This is a genomic window from Tenacibaculum sp. nBUS_03 (assembly GCF_051201695.1).
Lineage (GTDB): Bacteria > Bacteroidota > Bacteroidia > Flavobacteriales > Flavobacteriaceae > Polaribacter.
In genome coordinates, this window is the sequence record NZ_CP179214.1 from 3,335,630 (window position 1) to 3,351,810 (window position 16,181).

At 29.0% G+C, this 16,181-nt stretch carries 14 protein-coding genes and 1 tRNA gene; 12 read left to right on the top strand and 3 right to left on the bottom strand.

The window, feature by feature from the left end; all coding sequences use genetic code 11:
- Positions 1-58: 58 nt before the first annotated feature.
- Positions 59-1,576, bottom strand: a complete 1,518-nt coding sequence (locus ACMFBB_RS15245) for a choice-of-anchor I family protein (RefSeq protein ID WP_435261603.1) — start codon at positions 1,574-1,576, stop codon at positions 59-61.
- A gap of 129 nt (positions 1,577-1,705) precedes the next feature.
- Between ACMFBB_RS15245 and ACMFBB_RS15250 the strand changes: the two genes are divergently transcribed.
- Entirely contained in the window at positions 1,706-2,212 is a 507-nt protein-coding gene (locus ACMFBB_RS15250) for a GTP-binding protein (RefSeq protein ID WP_435261604.1), read from the top strand.
- 1 nt (position 2,213) lies between these two features.
- On the opposite strand, the gene era is transcribed toward ACMFBB_RS15250, so the two are convergent.
- The gene (gene era, locus ACMFBB_RS15255) at positions 2,214-3,095 is read right to left on the bottom strand and encodes a GTPase Era (RefSeq protein ID WP_435261605.1); all 882 of its coding nucleotides are present in this window, start codon (positions 3,093-3,095) and stop codon (positions 2,214-2,216) included.
- A gap of 140 nt (positions 3,096-3,235) precedes the next feature.
- Between era and ACMFBB_RS15260 the strand changes: the two genes are divergently transcribed.
- Positions 3,236-3,308: transfer RNA gene (locus ACMFBB_RS15260), tRNA-Met, on the top strand.
- Positions 3,309-3,513: 205 nt separating this feature from the next.
- Positions 3,514-4,275, top strand: coding sequence for a ThiF family adenylyltransferase (locus ACMFBB_RS15265; protein ID WP_435261606.1), 762 nt, complete (start codon positions 3,514-3,516; stop codon positions 4,273-4,275).
- A 4-nt stretch (positions 4,276-4,279) separates the two neighbouring features.
- On the opposite strand, the gene ACMFBB_RS15270 is transcribed toward ACMFBB_RS15265, so the two are convergent.
- Positions 4,280-5,038 (bottom strand): response regulator transcription factor, encoded by a 759-nt coding sequence (locus ACMFBB_RS15270; RefSeq protein WP_435261607.1) that lies wholly within the window; start codon positions 5,036-5,038, stop codon positions 4,280-4,282.
- Between the two features lie 216 nt (positions 5,039-5,254).
- Here ACMFBB_RS15270 and ACMFBB_RS15275 point away from each other — a divergent pair, with 216 nt between their 5' ends.
- The 9 genes from ACMFBB_RS15275 to ACMFBB_RS15315 all read left to right on the top strand — a co-directional run bounded on the left by ACMFBB_RS15275 (position 5,255) and on the right by ACMFBB_RS15315 (position 15,963).
- Positions 5,255-5,917 (top strand): hypothetical protein, encoded by a 663-nt coding sequence (locus ACMFBB_RS15275; protein ID WP_435261608.1) that lies wholly within the window; start codon positions 5,255-5,257, stop codon positions 5,915-5,917.
- Between the two features lie 846 nt (positions 5,918-6,763).
- Complete coding sequence (locus tag ACMFBB_RS15280; protein WP_435261609.1) at positions 6,764-7,288, top strand: UpxY family transcription antiterminator; 525 nt, start codon at positions 6,764-6,766, stop codon at positions 7,286-7,288.
- Positions 7,289-7,468: 180 nt separating this feature from the next.
- On the top strand, positions 7,469-8,767 hold the full coding sequence (locus ACMFBB_RS15285; RefSeq protein WP_435261610.1) for a TolC family protein: 1,299 nt from the start codon (positions 7,469-7,471) through the stop codon (positions 8,765-8,767).
- A gap of 69 nt (positions 8,768-8,836) precedes the next feature.
- Complete coding sequence (locus ACMFBB_RS15290) at positions 8,837-10,087, top strand: efflux RND transporter periplasmic adaptor subunit (RefSeq protein ID WP_435261611.1); 1,251 nt, start codon at positions 8,837-8,839, stop codon at positions 10,085-10,087.
- Positions 10,088-10,192: 105 nt separating this feature from the next.
- Positions 10,193-11,815, top strand: a complete 1,623-nt coding sequence (locus tag ACMFBB_RS15295; protein WP_435261612.1) for an MBL fold metallo-hydrolase — start codon at positions 10,193-10,195, stop codon at positions 11,813-11,815.
- 200 nt (positions 11,816-12,015) lie between these two features.
- Positions 12,016-12,726 carry an ABC transporter ATP-binding protein gene (locus tag ACMFBB_RS15300; protein ID WP_435261613.1) on the top strand — a complete coding sequence of 237 codons (711 nt, stop codon included), beginning with the start codon at positions 12,016-12,018 and terminating at the stop codon, positions 12,724-12,726.
- A gap of 182 nt (positions 12,727-12,908) precedes the next feature.
- Positions 12,909-13,898: a 2,3-diaminopropionate biosynthesis protein SbnA gene (gene sbnA, locus ACMFBB_RS15305; RefSeq protein ID WP_435261614.1), complete on the top strand. Its 990-nt coding sequence runs from the start codon at positions 12,909-12,911 to the stop codon at positions 13,896-13,898.
- 25 nt (positions 13,899-13,923) lie between these two features.
- Positions 13,924-14,889 (top strand): 2,3-diaminopropionate biosynthesis protein SbnB, encoded by a 966-nt coding sequence (locus ACMFBB_RS15310; protein ID WP_435261615.1) that lies wholly within the window; start codon positions 13,924-13,926, stop codon positions 14,887-14,889.
- A gap of 81 nt (positions 14,890-14,970) precedes the next feature.
- Positions 14,971-15,963, top strand: a complete 993-nt coding sequence (locus ACMFBB_RS15315; RefSeq protein ID WP_435261616.1) for a TauD/TfdA family dioxygenase — start codon at positions 14,971-14,973, stop codon at positions 15,961-15,963.
- The last annotated feature ends 218 nt before the right edge of the window (positions 15,964-16,181 follow it).

The window sequence follows — 16,181 nt, forward strand, 5'->3', positions numbered from 1 at the left end:
AAAACAAAACAACTATTGATTGCTCACCAATAGTTGTTTAGTTACATTTTTTTTAATTTCATTTTAAATTTTCATAAATACTAACGGTTCCACTATCTTCATTAGATACAATAAGTAAATCTTTTCCATTAGGACTATCTATTGAAGGAATAGCTAATAATCCTTCGGGTGCTTCATCACCATTATGAGATAAAATAGTTAAAAATGTTGGAGCAGCAGGATTAGAAATATCATATACCAATACTTGGTCAGTTCGCTCAAGTCCAACAAATAGAATATAACGTTGATTGGCTATCTTTAAAACTTCTACACATTCAGGTTCGCCACCCTTATCGTCACTTCTTTTATCATTATCATTAAATTTATCAGAAGTAGTTGCTAGTAGTTCTTTAGCAATTGTATTTCCACTGTCATAAATTAAACTAACATTTTCAGACCAAATGCTAAAAGAGCGTGCACCATAAGAATATAATTCATCATAATCTCCATCATTATCAGTATCGCCTATATCTAAAGCAATTTTTAGTCTTCCTAAATTAGCTTTATTTTGATAATCATTTGTAGAAGGAAAAACAGTTGGATCTAATTTTATATTCTTAACTCTTTCTTCGTTAATAAATCCAGGAGTTCCTTCATACTCTCTAGCGTCACCCTCATTCGCTGAGATAACATAACCAATTCCTTTTATAGTAACATGAGTTATAGCATCAGGTTGATACATTCCATAAACTGGTACTTTTCGTAATTCTTTTTTATCATCCTCATTACTTGGATCAATTGAGTTTTTAGCTATGTTATAGTTTTTAAAACCTAAAGGGTAAATACTTTCGATTGTTTTTGTAATCAAATTTATTTTTGCAATTCCGTTGTTTTCTTGAAGTGAAACCCAAGCAGTTTTTGAGTCATCTGAAACAGTTATGTATTCAGGTTCAACATCTTTAGCTAAATTTGCATTAGGGCCAAATACTCTAAAACCTTTACTTTCTAATTCAGCTTCTTGAGAGTTAAACGAAGAAAAGTCGAGTGTTGTAATTTGTTTGTTTTCAAGAGAAATAATGCTAATACTTCCTAAAGGATCATTGGTATAATCTTTATTAGGTTCTCCTTCGTTTGCGCAAATAATCATTTTACCGTCTTTAGAGAAAGTAACCATGTCAGGTAATGCTCCTACAGTAAACGAAGCTTCTAATGATTGGTTAGCAGTGTTGTAAAGTGCAACTTTACCATTACTTTGTTTATTGTTGTTTTCAACTGCTACAGCTAGTTTACCATTGTATATACTAACGCTATTAGGTGATCCACTTGTTATTGTTATTGGTGTTTTTTTTACAGGTGCATCTAAGTTTGTTATGTCATAAACTGAGATTTCTTTTTTTTCAACATTTACAATAAATATTTTTTTAGTTTTCGCATCATAAGCAGTTATTTCGGAAGCACCTTCACCACCTACTTTAATTGTTGTTTTATATTTAAAATTTACAGTAGTGTTTTCAGGTACAGGAGCTGGAGATTCATCATTACAACTAACAATGAATAAATAAGAAAATACAATAATACTTTTTGCTAAATTTTTCATGGTCTTTATATTTCAGGCAAAGCTGTAAGTTCTCTTTTAACTAAAAGTTAGTGTAAGTGCAAATATTTGTTATGATTATTTATTAATTGTTTTTAAATTGTAAATTTAATAAAATCAATTAGCAGGGTAATGGATGATACATTATATAATCAAGTTTTTTTAAAACCAAGGTTTCAAATAGATTTTGACATGAATGCCGATTTCTTACTTGAAAAATTGAAGAAGAATATAGATGGAAATCAGAGGTTTAAAATGAAATCTATTGATAATCATATTATAGTTGATGTACCTGAAAAAGAAAATCATTATTGGTCACCACAATTACAAGTTGAAATTGAAGAATTAACTGAAAACAGAAGTAAAATTAAAGGGTTGTTTGGTCCAAAACCTCAGGTGTGGACATTATTTATGTTTATCCACTTTGGTGTTGCTATATCCGTTTTAATTTTTGGAGTAGTTATTTATAGCAATTGGTCTTTAAAAAAAAGTACACTTTTTCCTATAGTAATGCTTGTAGTTTTATCTTTATTATGGATTGTATTATATGGAATTGGAACTATAGGTAAATCAATTGGAAAAAAACAGATGGACGAACTTAAAGAATTTACCAAACAAGTTTTGAAAAATATTAAATAAACTAATCCTTATAGCCAAAACGTTTTAATTGTTTATCATTAGAACGCCAGTTTTTATTAACTTTTACATACAAGTCAAGAAAAACTTTTTTGTCAAAAAATCGTTGTAAATCTTTACGTGCTTCTGTTCCAACACGCTTAATAGCACTCCCTTTATGACCAATAATAATTCCTTTTTGAGTATCACGTTCAACCATAATTACTGAGCGAATTTTTATAATATCCTCTTCTTCAATAAAACTTTCAGTTTCAATTTCAACAGAATAAGGAATTTCTTTTTTATAATGTTGTAAAATTTTTTCTCTAATTTTTTCATTAACAAAAAAACGTTCAGGCTTATCTGTTAGTTGATCTTTTGGGTAAAAAGCTGGTCCTTCAGGTAAAAGCTCTAAGATTTTTTGAAAAACATTTTCAATATTGAATTTTTCAAGAGCTGAAATTACATAAACAAATGAATTTGGAACTTTATTTTTCCAGTAGCTAACTTTTTTTTCTACTTCTTCTTGGCTAGATGTATCTATTTTATTTAATAATAAAATAACAGGTATTTTACTGTGAATTATCTTATTGAAAAAAGCTTCATTTTTTAGCTCTTTTTCCCCCATTTCTACCATATATATGAGTACATCAGCATCTTCAAAAGCAGCTTTTACAAAATCCATCATCGATTCTTGTAATTCATATGCTGGTTTTATAATACCAGGTGTGTCAGAAAAAATAACTTGATGATTGTCATCATTCACAATTCCTAAAATACGATGCCTAGTAGTTTGCGCTTTAGAAGTGATTATTGAAAGTTTTTCGCCAACGAGTGCGTTCATTAATGTTGATTTCCCAACGTTTGGATTACCAATAATATTTACAAATCCTGCTTTGTGTACCATGAGACAAAGATACATGGTTTTTAAAGAAGATAAATATTTTTTAATGACCTGTACTTGTAGTGTTTAGGTTTTTTTAGTTTAAAAAGGGGCTTTTTATTTGTTTATAAAGTAGAAAAAGTCGTATATTTGTACCCACAAATCGCGGGATAGAGCAGTAGGTAGCTCGTCGGGCTCATAACCCGAAGGTCACTGGTTCGAGTCCAGTTCCCGCTACTATTTTATAAAACCTTTCACTTTATTGGAAGGTTTTTTTTTGCAGTAAAATGAAATTATTTAAAAAGAGTTTAAAGCGTAAATGTTTAATTATAAGTAAGAAAAACAATTAATGTAGAGGAAAAGAGTTAAAATTTAAAAACTACCCTTTTGTGTATATTACATTATTTACATTACTTTATTTTTGTTAAGATAAAATATAACAATGGAAGATAGATATATAAGGAATAGAATATACCTGAACGAAGAAGAGCAAGAGATAATAAAAAATTTTCCAATATTACTTGCAGGCGGAGGTATAGGAAGTGTTATAGCCGAGTGTGCTTTGCGATTTGGTTTTGAAAATATTACTATTATTGATGGAGATCAAGTTGAGAAGTCTAATTTAAATCGTCAAAATTATACAGAATCAGACATTACAGAAAACAAAGTTGATGCCTTGATGAAGCGTTTATTGTCTATTAATAAAAACGCAAACATCAAAACTGTAGATATGTTTTTAACAGTAGAAAATGTTAAAGATCACATAGAAGGGCATAAAGCAGCAATAAATGCTTTAGATTTTTCATCACCAGTTCCCTTGATTTTTGATTCAACATGTCAAAAATTAAACATACCTGTTTTACATCCGTATAATATTGGGTGGGGGAGTCTTGTTACTGTAATTACAAAAGATGGATTGTCTTTAGATGCTTTATCAAAACCTGATCAAGATTTTAATGAAGTAGTGATGGTTGAGTATGCTTCTAGTTATTTGAAGTTTTGGGGAAACCCTCAACAATGGATTGACGATGTTATAGAAAAATATAGAAAAGAAGAGGGTACTCTGTCCCCTCCTCAATTATCAATAGCATCATGGTCAGTAGCAGCAATGTGCACACATTTACTTTTTAATATTGCAACAGGAAAAAAAGTTAAAAAATTTCCAGAGTTTTATTTATCAAAAGTAATAGATGATGTTTTATAATTTTTTAGATTAGTTTATTATTCGTAGCAGATGAAATAGCTTCTGAAATATTAGCTACTTCTAGTTTTGTGAATAGTTTTCTTCGATGAAATTTAACTGTATCGGGAGAAACAAAAATAGCATCAGCTATTTCACCAATAGTATATCCTCTAATAGAGAATTGTAAAACTTCTTTTTCTCGATCGGTTAATTTAATTTTTTCCATGCTTTTCCAGAAGTTACCTTCAAGATCATATTTAAATACTTTGTTATCCCCTTTCTTATAAATTTTAATATTTCCAGATTCTTTTTCAGAAGATAATGAAATAATACAGATGGCCTTCCAGATTTTTCCGGATTGAGTTAAGTAAACGGGGGTTAGTTTTTGATTAATTAAGATGGTTTTACCATCAGGGTTTTTTAAATGAAAATCATAACTGATAGTATGGTAAATACGTTGTTCAATTGGGATGTTTTCAAAAAAGTCAAAACCTATAGTATTAATTTTAAGTAATAAATCTAAATCATCTTTAATAACATATTTAAAATAAAAAGCATAGCCCATTTCTTGAACCTCGGCAGCAGTATGGCCACATAAAAATAAAGGGTTTTCAGAAACGTATTCGAATCCTTTTTTTTCGTAATCAATAATATATATACTCTTATATGTAGTTCTTGCGAAAGCTTTAATAGCCTCTACATAGTTCATATTTTGTCTTATTTCACTATCTGAAATATTATTGACGGTGTTACGAGATGTAAAAAAGTCATTTTCATTTGGCATAGTAGTATTTTTTTTGGCATCTAAAAATAGTGTTTTTTTTTAAACTATTGAAAGGGGTTTAGGTTATCTTATTTAATGTTTCTCTTTTTTTTAATTTTTTAAAAAAATAAAAAGCTACCCTTAAGGGTAGTTTTTGTTTATGTGTCTGATAACTAAACTTTTGTGTAGCGTATTGCTCTTGTGGTTGTAATAATTTTAGCTAAAACAAAAACCACTATGCTAGTTAAAAATCAACAACCAAAAGTAATTCAAAATGAATTTTTAAACATGTCTAAATTTATCGTTACAGAAAATTTTAAGCATCATACAGATAATAATTCTTCAACAAATTATAAGGATGAAATTAGTTCGGTATACGAAGAGGAAGTTAGTTATTCAAATAGTTCAAAAATATTTGTAATTAAAGAAAATAACGAAAGTATACTTGGAACAATACGAGTTTTAAAATGGGACTATATTAGTATGCTTCCAATACAGAAAATGTTTGGAATAAATCCATTGATGTGTACTAATGGAAACGCTATTAATGAAATATGGCACATTGGAAGATTTGCTATAAAGCAGGGAGTTCGTGATATTAATTTATTAAAAAAATTAATGGTTTGTGCTATAATGCCTGTTTGTATGCATAAAGATAACATTGCTTTTGCTGAATGTGATGCTAAGCTACTAAGGGTTATGTCACTTATGGGAATTGAAACTAAAGTAGTGGGAGAGTCTATTGATTATCTAGGGTCTGAAACAATTCCAGTAAGTATGTCTTATGATGGGTTAATTAATTTTTATAGAGATAATAAGCATTTGATTGGTGAATCAAAGGATTTTAATGAGTTGCCAAAAGTAAATGTATTATTTAATGACGTAGCATTAAGTTACTAAATAACTCTTTAAGGTTTTTTAGTATAAATTTTTTCTTACAAAGTAAGTAATGATTATGCTAAACTTAAAGAATTTTAAAAAAGAGAAGTTATTGAGTTATCTGTAAAATAGGTTAGATAAGCTTTTAGCTTTTGTTACTAGTTTATTTTTTAGTTGAAAGACTTTAATAAAAGTTATAAAATAGAGTATAACGTATTTATGTAGCTAAAAATCTATAGTCGTATTTTAATTTTGAATACTCAAAAAGAATAAGAAAAGTTCATTGAATTGTTAATAATTAAAGTTTTCTTCTAAAATAAATGGTTTGAAAACACCTTTAATCTTTGATTATCAGTTCAATGTTTATAATCAATACATTTTAGTATTGACAAAATAATTTACACCATTTTTTAAAATAAAACAACCATGTGACTTGGAATGGCGAAGCCATGTTTCATTGATAAAAAGAAAATAGTATAGTATACATTTCATGTAAGATTGATAATGATTTTACATTAATTGATAACGAGTTATTTCTTTTAATGATTAGAGTTAAACTACCTAAAAGTGTAGTAATTAGGTTGTAACGGTGTAACTACCTTTTGGTGTAGTTAAAAATAGGTAGTTGTGCTTTAAATTTGGATAAACAATAAGTAAAAGATAAGTTCATTGAATTATTAATAATTAAAGCATTCTTTTAATAGGGGTATTAAAAGAATTCGCTTTAAAACTTGAATAATAATACAATGTTTATAATCAACAAATTTTTGCTGTTGATTATATAATTTACTCTAACTTTTTTTAAATGAAATAACCATGTGACTTGGAATGGCGAAGCCATGTTTAGTCGTTAAAAAAGAAAGGAAAATGAAGAATAATATAGGGTGGCACGTGCTTCATGTAAAGTTTAATAATGAAAAAAAAGCTCATAATGAATTAAAAAGATTAGGGATTGAATCATTTCTTCCGATGGGGATGACAATAAGGCAATGGAGTGATAGAAAAAAGAAAATTTATACACCTTTATTTCCTAGTTATGTTTTTGTTAATATAAAATCTAAACTAGATTTTCATACAGCTCTCTCTGTAGATTCTGTTAGGTCGTACATACGTTTTGGAGATGAATATGGAAAGGTTTCTGAAAAAGAAATTCGACAAATGAAAATTTTAACAGAAGACAAAGAAATTACAGAAGTAAAAACGAATGTTAAACTGCCAAAAGTTGGAGATAAACTTAAAATTGAAAAAGGAAAATTGTCTGGGGTAGAATGTGAAGTTTATAGAGTAAATGAAAACCATAAAATTAATGTTTGGATAAATTCTTTACATCAAAATATATCTGCTACTGTGCCATTGCATTACTTTACAGGAGGTGGAGTAGGTTTAATGTAATATTAAAACGAATAACATACGAACTAGAAATTAACCATTAATTAATAAGAAGGATGAATTTAATAAAACCAAGCTCTATTGAATGCGTACCGTATGTAGAATTAGAAACCAGTTATTTAAATAAAAACCATGAAAATCAATTTTCAAATATTTATAATAACATTTTTGATGATCTCAAAGATGAGCGTTGGGCAAGAGCGCTGGACGTTAAATAAATGTGTAGAGTATGCTATTGAACATAATTTACAGATTAAAAAAAATAAATACAAAAATGAATCTAATAGAGAAAAGTATAAACAATCCTACAGAAACTTGTTACCATCTGTAAGAGCTACATCTGATTATGCAACTCGATTTGGACGTTCAGTTGATCCGAATGACAATAGTATTTCTGACACAAGTTTTTTTATAAATAATTATTCTTTAGAAGCGTCAGTAGATTTATTTATGGGGTTTCAGAAGTTGAACGCTATAAAAGTTTCAAATCTTATTTATAAAACAACTGAAAAAGAAACTTTACAGCAAAAGTATTTGTTAGCTTTAAGAGTTATGCAAGCATTTTACGATGTGCAGTTTCTTAAAGGTGCTCTAATCATAGCTGAAGAACAAACAAAAGTATCTCAGGCTAATTATGATTTGGTGAAAAGGAAAATAGAGTTAGGTGTTGGAGCTGGTGCTGATCTTTATGAGGCCGAATCAATTTTGTTAACAGAGAGGCTTAATGTAACAACAACATTTAATCGGTTAGCAGCTGCAAAATTAGTATTGATTCAAGAAATGAATCTACAGAATACAACAGATATTTTTTTAGTAGAAGAAATAACTAAAAATGAGGAATTAGAATCTTCTAAAGTAGAGTCAGATTCAGTTTTTAAGAAAGCGAAGAGTTTTATACCAATAATAAAGGTTCACGAGCTCAAAATTGAAGCTGTTAAAAAGCAATTAGCAATTGAAAGAGGTAAATTATATCCTTCTTTATCTTTATTCGGAAGATATGGAACAGCGTATGCTGAAACAATTAAGGATAACTTAGGTAATACTGTTTCTTTTGGAAAACAAATTAAAGACAATGCTTTTCAAGTTATAGGATTGTCTTTAAATATTCCAATAAGTACAGGATGGGCAACACGTTCTAGTATAAAGCAACAAAAAATTGCTTTTTTAGACGCAAAAAATGATTTGTTAATACAAAAGCAAATTTTATTCAAAACTATTCAGGAGTTGGTGCTGGAATATCATGCTCTTCAAGTTGAGTATAAGCAAACTATTAAAAATGAAGAAGTACAAGGTTTAGCTTTTACTATCGCTCAGAAACGGTATGAGAAAGGAATGATTAGTTCTATAGAACTTTTTACAGCAAAGAATCTTTTTGCAAATTCTCAAAATCAGAATTTACAAGTGAAATTAAAACTCGAAGTGAATAGAAGTACATTAAAGTTTTATCAAGGATTGCCTGTTTTTACAATTGGCTCAAAATAAAAAAACGCTTTAAAATAGAGCTTTAGTTAATAATAATAAGATTTATAAACAAACAATATTTTTTTAATTATGGATATACAAATTAAAAAGAAAAAAGGATTTCGAAAAAAACATTATGGCTATATAGCTCTTTGTTTGTTAGTGCTCTTTGTAGGATATCAATTTGTTTTTGTAACAAGCATTTCTACATATAGAATAGATAGAGATAAGGTTTCTATAGCTAAGGTTACTGATGGGAAGTTTGATGATTATATAACAATAAATGGAAATGTAGCACCAATAACAACAATATTTATGGATGCGTATGAAGGTGGAAGAGTTAGTGAAAAAATGATTGAAGAAGGAGCAACAGTAAAAAAAGGGGAGATTATTCTGAAATTAGAAAATATGAATCTTTATGAAAAAATTATGGCTAGTGAAAGTAATTTAGCTTTAAAACAAAATGATTTAAGATCTACAAAGCTAACATTTGATACTCGTCAAGTAGAAGGTAAAAGGTCATTAGCAACAGCAAAAACAGACCTTCAAAGATTAAAGAGAAACTTTACCCAAAATAAGTCTCTTTACAAAGAAGAGCTAATTTCTAAAGAAAAATATTTGCTTTCTAAAGAAGATTACGAATTGGCATTAGAACAGTTTAATATTATAAAACTACAAAAAGAAAATGATGATAATTTAAGAACTACTTCATTATCAAGTTTAGATACTGATTTGAATAGAATGAGAAAAACATTAGCGATGGTGTATAAGCGTTTAGATTACTTAAATGTTAGGGCTCCAGCTGATGGACAACTTGGTTTTTTAGATGCAGAAATTGGTCAAAATATATCTCAAGGTCAAAGGATAGGTCAAATAAATGTATTGACAAACTTTAAAATTGAAGCCAATATAGATGAGCATTATATTGAACGAGTAAAAAGAGAATTACAAGGTGTGTTAGAACGTAATGGAACCAATTATTTTTTACGTTTAAGAAAAGTTTATCCAGAAGTTCGAAATGGAAAATTCAAGGTAGATCTTGTTTTCAAGAATGATAAACCAGAAACTATTAGAACAGGGCAAAGTTATAATTTAAAGTTAAAACTAGGAGAGTCTTTAGATGCAGTTTTATTACCAAAGGGAATTTTTTTTCAAAGTACAGGAGGTCAATGGATTTTTGTTGTTAATTCAGAAGGAACTGAAGCTGTAAAAAGAAGTATACGTATTGGAAAACAAAATTCTAAATATTACGAAGTAATTGAAGGTTTAGAGTCTGGAGAGGAAGTAATTACGAGTAGTTATGATAATTTTGGAAACGCAGAGCGTATTGTGTTAAAGTAGAAACTATCCATTTTTATCATTATCTAAAATCTAAAATCTATTAAAGAGATATTAAATCAAGTGTAACTTATAAACACTCTTCTTTAATTATTTAAAATAATCATTATGAATAACGAATTATATTATTTAAAGCAAAATATACAAGTAGAACCACTAATCAATAACTGGTACGCATGGATTCAAATAATTCCACCTGTACAGGGAGCTTTAAATATTTTACATAGACATTTGCCTATGATGAATTCTTATGTAAGTGCACCAGAAATTCACGCTTCAGCTGTAAAGAACCCAGCTTTTAGAGGAGGCCCTTTTATTGATTTAAACGGAGAAAAGGTAGAAGAGGTAACAGAACTTATATCGCAAACAAATGGTGACTGTATGGCTAGTATTGAATTTGCAAAAGCTATTAGAGATCTTTATAAGATGCTAGAAACTGAAGCTAAAGGTTATTCTATGGAGCCTTTATATGAAAAAGTTCCAGATATCCTTAAGGGGTATGTTGAATTAGTTTACGATATGAATCACAATCCCTCTTTTAGGTTTTTTGAAGGATTATTATATAAAAGTGAGTTTTATGATACATCATCTCAATCAATAGCTATTTCATTTATAGAAAAAGATGCGGATAGGCCTTTTATATTTTCTACTCCTAGACTGGAAAATAAAGATACTTTAAGGCTTAATATCCCCTTTGCAAATAAAGGGTTAGATGAGTTATTTAAAATGAAAAATACACCTCAAACTTTAGCGTATATTAAAGAGTATTTAGATGTTGAAATTGATAACACGGAACTTTTTGAATCGTTTTTTACTCAAGAAAAACCCAGGAAATATGAAGAATATGAAGGGGAAAATATGAGAATTAGATATTTTGGACATGCATGTATTCTTGTAGAAACAGGGGGTGTTTCTTTTTTGTTTGACCCAGTTTTAAGCTACACATATGAGTCTGATATCTCAAGATATACCTATGAAGACTTACCAGAAAAAATAGATTATGTTCTTATTACTCATAGCCATCATGATCATGTTTTAGTTGAAACAATGTTACAGATAAGACATAAAGTAGATAATATAATTGTAGGAGCTAATGTAAAAGGAACTATACAAGATCCTTCTTTAAAAATTTTATTAGAAAATTTAGGTTTTGATAATGTAAAAGAGCTTGAAGAATTTGAAGAACTTAAGTTCCCAGGAGGAAAGATAACAGGAATACCATTCCTTGGTGAACATCATGACTTATTTATTCAAAGTAAACTTTGTTACTTGATAGATTATAATGACTCATCAATACTTTCTGTTGCAGATTCATGCAATATCGAACCGAAACTTTATGAAAAAGTACAAGAATTATATGGAGAAGTAGATGTATTGTTTTTAGGTATGGAATGTGACGGAGCACCATCTTCATGGGTGTATGGGCCATTATTTCCTGAAACACCAGATAGAGATAAAGATTATTCTAGAAGAGGAAGGGGTTGTAATTATTTAGAAGGAATAGGCTTAGTAGACATTTTTAAGCCAAAAGAGGTATATGTTTATGCAATGGGGGAAGAACCTTGGATACGACATATTTTAGATGTAGCTTATACAGAAGAATCTAATCCTATAATTGAATCAAACAAACTTATTGATGATTGTAGAAGTAGAGGAGTAATTGCTGAACGATTATTTGCCGAGAAAGAGTTGTTAGTTTATTCAACAGATCCAGTACTTGATGAAAGGTAAAAATAAGCAAACTGATTGTCATTGTAAATCTTGTAAAAAACGTACTTGTAAGATAGCAATAGAGAAAAGAACGATATCGTTAGGTAAAAAAATACCCTTTACGAATGATACAATAGCTTTTAAAAGTAAAATGAAAGATAATGAGTACTTAACTAACAATAAGAAAGAGTTATTTTAATTAACAAATAAAATCAATCAAAATGATTAAGATTCAAAATTTAAATAAAAGTTTTAGAACAGAAGAAATAGAAACTTTGGCACTAAATAATATTAGTTTTGAAGTGGAGAAAGGCAAGTTTACTGCAATAATGGGGCCTTCAGGATGTGGGAAATCAACACTACTTAACGTAGTAGGTTTACTTGATGGAGCAAATAGTGGTAGTTATCAGTTTAATGGATTAGAAGTCAGTGGATTTAATGAAAAGGAGTATGCTGAATTAAGAAAAAGTAATATTGGGTTTGTTTTTCAGAAGTTTAACTTGATTGACGAACTTACAGTTGAAGAAAATGTTGAATTACCATTAATGTATTTGAAGATAGATAAAAATGAAAGAAAGGCTAGGGTTCAAGAAATACTAAAAAGAATGCAGATTGATCATAGATCAAAACATTTTCCTAAACAACTATCTGGAGGACAACAACAACGTGTTGCAATTTCTAGAGCGGTAGTTACTAATCCAAAATTAATTTTAGCAGATGAACCAACTGGAAATCTGGATTCTAAAAATGGAATAGAGGTAATGAATTTATTAAGTGAATTACATAAAGATGGGGCTACTATAATTATGGTAACACACTCAGAAAGAGATTCAAAGTATGCTGATACAGTAATTAATCTTTTAGACGGGCAAATTGTATCAGAAAATATGGTAAAAAATAAAAAAGAACAAGAAGAAGCTATTCTGAGTTAACCAATAGTTATTTTGTTTTTGTTATGAAATGATTAGTTAATAAATCGTGTTTTTAGCATATACGATTTGATTTATCATTATAAATAATACATTCTGTAAACTACTACCAAGCTATAATTTCAAAGGTTTGGCAGTAGCTCACCTGCTTCAATGCTAAAAAAATCTTTTAAATTATCCAAATCATGGTAAATAATATTTTAAATAAAATAGGAAATACTCCTATGGCATTTCTTCCGATTACGAACGAACGAAATTTGAACGTTTTTGCAAAATTAGAGTTCTATAATCCAACAGGTAGTGTAAAAGATAGAGCGGCATGTTATATTATAAATCGGTTACTGAGAGAGGGAACTATAAATAAAGAAACAATCTTAATAGAATCTTCCTCAGGAAATTTTGGTGTAGCTCTATCTGCATATGCTAAGCATAATGGTTTAAAATTTATTTGTGTAATAGATAAAACTACACTACCAGTAAATGAAATGTTAATTCGTCTTCAAGGTGCTGAGGTCATTCGTATAACTGAGGCTGATGCTCATGGGGGGTATTTATTAAACAGGATTAAAAAAATAAAAGAAATACTAAATAAAACGGATAATATTTATTGGGTAAACCAGTATGCGAATCCATTGAATGCTAGGGCGTATTATAATTCTTTAGGCAATGAAATATGTTTAGAAGCTCCAAGACAAAAAATTGATTATTTGTTTATGGGTATAAGTTCAGGAGGAACAATAACTGGTGTTTCTCAAAAAGTAAAAGAACATTATCCTAATGCAAAAGTGATTGCAGTGGATGTAGAAGGATCAATAATTTTTGGAGGAAAGTCCCGTAAAAGATTTATTCCTGGAATAGGCTCAAGCATGAAACCGGATATAATAGAATATGCAAAAATAGATGATGTTGTTTATGTAAATGAAGAAGAAACAATACATTCTTGTAGAGAATTATTAGAAAATCATAATTTATATGCAGGCGGGTCTTCAGGATCTGTTTATGCAGGAATAAAAAAGTATTTTGAAAACAATAAAGTAAGCTCAAGTGTTAACATAATGTGCGTGTTTGCAGATAGAGGAGAAAGATATATAAGTACCATTTATAATGATGAATGGTGTAAAATGGTAAAGGAATACAGCGAGAAAAATTTTTGCTCAGAACCTATTGCTATTTAAAAAATAATAAAAAGAACTAAAGATAATGATATACTTAGGGGAACAAAATATAAAGGATATAGATTTAAATTGGGAACAAAACATTAAAGCAATAGAAATGGCTACTCGATGTATAGAGTCAAATGATATTGCTCAACCAATAAAGCCATATTTAAGATATGGAGATTTAAAAAATAGAATTATTGCAATGCCAGCATTTGTTGGAGGTAAGATTAATAGATCAGGAATAAAATGGATCGCTAGTTTTCCTGATAATCCACAAAAAGGAATTGCAAGAGCGCATAGTGTTATTGTTTTAAATGAAGCAGAAACAGGGAAACCTGTTAGTATAATAAATAGTGGTTCTATATCGGCAATCCGAACAGCTTCCGTTAGTGGTTTAATGATTAAGAAATTTATGGAACTAAAAAGACATAAGAGTGTCAAAGTAGGTTTAATAGGTTTTGGCCCAATTGGCCAGTATCATTTAGAAATGTGTAATGAGTTATTAGGAGAATCTCTTGAGGAGGTGCTTTTATATGATTTAAAAAATATTTCAAAAGATGATATAAATTCTTCAATAGAAGAAAAAATTAGCATAGTTAACAGTTGGGAAGAAGCATATGCGAATGCCGATATTTTTATTACTTGTACAGTATCAAAAGAACCATACATTGATAAAAAACCCAAAGATTCATCTCTACATTTGAATGTTTCTTTGAGAGACTATAAAACTGATGTATTTCCATGGTTTGAAAAGAGTATGGTAGTAGATGATTGGAATGAAGTGTGTAGAGAGAATACAGACATAGAAATGTTTCATAAAGTAAATCATCTAGAAGAGAGTCAAGTGAGTTATATGCAAGATGTACTTAATGGATTCTTTGAAACTTTAGACGATAAACAACCAATCATGTTTAACCCAATGGGAATGGCTGTTTTTGATATGGCAATAGCAGGACATTATCTGAATTTGGCTAAACAAACAGAAGAAGGAGTATTACTAGAGTAATTTAGAGTTATGTGTTTTTTTAAAACACTTAGAATAAAATAGTATAAGCAGCAAGTACTTAAAATAATCTAATTTGACAAAATGGAAACTTTTAATGAATTAAAACCAGGTTATGATTTTTTGTTAGGAGAAAACGTTAGTTATCAAAACGTTTCAAAAAATAACCCTTTTACAATAAGCTCATTAGGTGATGTTAATGTTTTTGAATGGGCTAGCAAATATAGGGATAGTTTAAATAATATATTACTAGAGAAAGGAGCAATACTTTTAAGGGGGTTTAAAATTGGGGGAGCTGAAAATTTTAATAAACTTTTTTCTATTATTTCTGGAGAAGCTATTGAATATAAAAATAGAACTTCTCCGAGAGATAGGGTTTATAGTAATGTATACACTTCTACAAGTCATCCAAATGATCAAACGATTCATATGCATACGGAAAATTCGTATTCTAATGAATATAATAGAATAATCGCTTTCTATTCTCTAGTTCCAGCTTCAGAAGGAGGAGAAACTCCAATAGCCGATGAAAGAAAGTTAATGGAGAGTTTAAAAGAAGGGACACTTAAAAAATTTAAAGATAAAGGGGTGTTATATATGAGAAATAGTCTTCCAGGTATTGGATTAGATTGGGAAACTATTTATCAAACAACCGATAAGAATCAAGTAAATAAAACTTTAGAAAATTTGGGATATGATTATACTTGGGTTGATGATGATCATCTAAGAGTAACTTGGAAATTAAAAGCGATTCATAAGCATCCCATTACAGGTAAAGACATGTGGTTTAATCATATGTTCTTTGGAATTAATAGTCACTATGATCCTGCAGTTTTAGAATTTTTGGGAGAAGAAAATTTACCATTTTTAACGTATTATGGAGATGGCACAAAAATAGAGCCAGAAGTAGTAGAAGAGTTTGTTAATTATTACAAAGAAAATTCAATTGTTTTTAAATGGGAACAAGATGATTTTTTATTACTTGATAATATGATGTTTTCCCATGGAAGACGCCCGTTTGTTGGAGCGCGAACTACCTTAACAGCAATGGGGCAACCTTTTAAAATGACAAAGTAAAAATTAACTTCTGTAACAGGTGGTGTATTGTTTAGACAACATCTATTAAAAATTATCATAAAAAATTAAAAGCTAAAAACATTTAGAATGTTTTTAAATCTAATCATTTGAGTTAATTACTAATTCAGATAAGGATATCAATTACTTATTTTTTATTAGTTGGTACCCGTAATAAGCATATCAGACTAAATAAAAACGTGACAAAAAATCTAAAAAAA

Bases quoted from the DNA above. Each gene is read 5' to 3' on its own strand.
- ACMFBB_RS15245 (WP_435261603.1), bottom strand. From the start codon at position 1,576: ATGAAAAATTTAGCAAAAAGTATTATTGTATTTTCTTATTTATTCATT.
- ACMFBB_RS15250 (WP_435261604.1), top strand. From the start codon at position 1,706: ATGGATGATACATTATATAATCAAGTTTTTTTAAAACCAAGGTTTCAA.
- era (WP_435261605.1), bottom strand. From the start codon at position 3,095: ATGGTACACAAAGCAGGATTTGTAAATATTATTGGTAATCCAAACGTT.
- ACMFBB_RS15265 (WP_435261606.1), top strand. From the start codon at position 3,514: ATGGAAGATAGATATATAAGGAATAGAATATACCTGAACGAAGAAGAG.
- ACMFBB_RS15270 (WP_435261607.1), bottom strand. From the start codon at position 5,038: ATGCCAAATGAAAATGACTTTTTTACATCTCGTAACACCGTCAATAAT.
- ACMFBB_RS15275 (WP_435261608.1), top strand. From the start codon at position 5,255: ATGCTAGTTAAAAATCAACAACCAAAAGTAATTCAAAATGAATTTTTA.
- ACMFBB_RS15280 (WP_435261609.1), top strand. From the start codon at position 6,764: ATGAAGAATAATATAGGGTGGCACGTGCTTCATGTAAAGTTTAATAAT.
- ACMFBB_RS15285 (WP_435261610.1), top strand. From the start codon at position 7,469: ATGAGCGTTGGGCAAGAGCGCTGGACGTTAAATAAATGTGTAGAGTAT.
- ACMFBB_RS15290 (WP_435261611.1), top strand. From the start codon at position 8,837: ATGGATATACAAATTAAAAAGAAAAAAGGATTTCGAAAAAAACATTAT.
- ACMFBB_RS15295 (WP_435261612.1), top strand. From the start codon at position 10,193: ATGAATAACGAATTATATTATTTAAAGCAAAATATACAAGTAGAACCA.
- ACMFBB_RS15300 (WP_435261613.1), top strand. From the start codon at position 12,016: ATGATTAAGATTCAAAATTTAAATAAAAGTTTTAGAACAGAAGAAATA.
- sbnA (WP_435261614.1), top strand. From the start codon at position 12,909: ATGGTAAATAATATTTTAAATAAAATAGGAAATACTCCTATGGCATTT.
- ACMFBB_RS15310 (WP_435261615.1), top strand. From the start codon at position 13,924: ATGATATACTTAGGGGAACAAAATATAAAGGATATAGATTTAAATTGG.
- ACMFBB_RS15315 (WP_435261616.1), top strand. From the start codon at position 14,971: ATGGAAACTTTTAATGAATTAAAACCAGGTTATGATTTTTTGTTAGGA.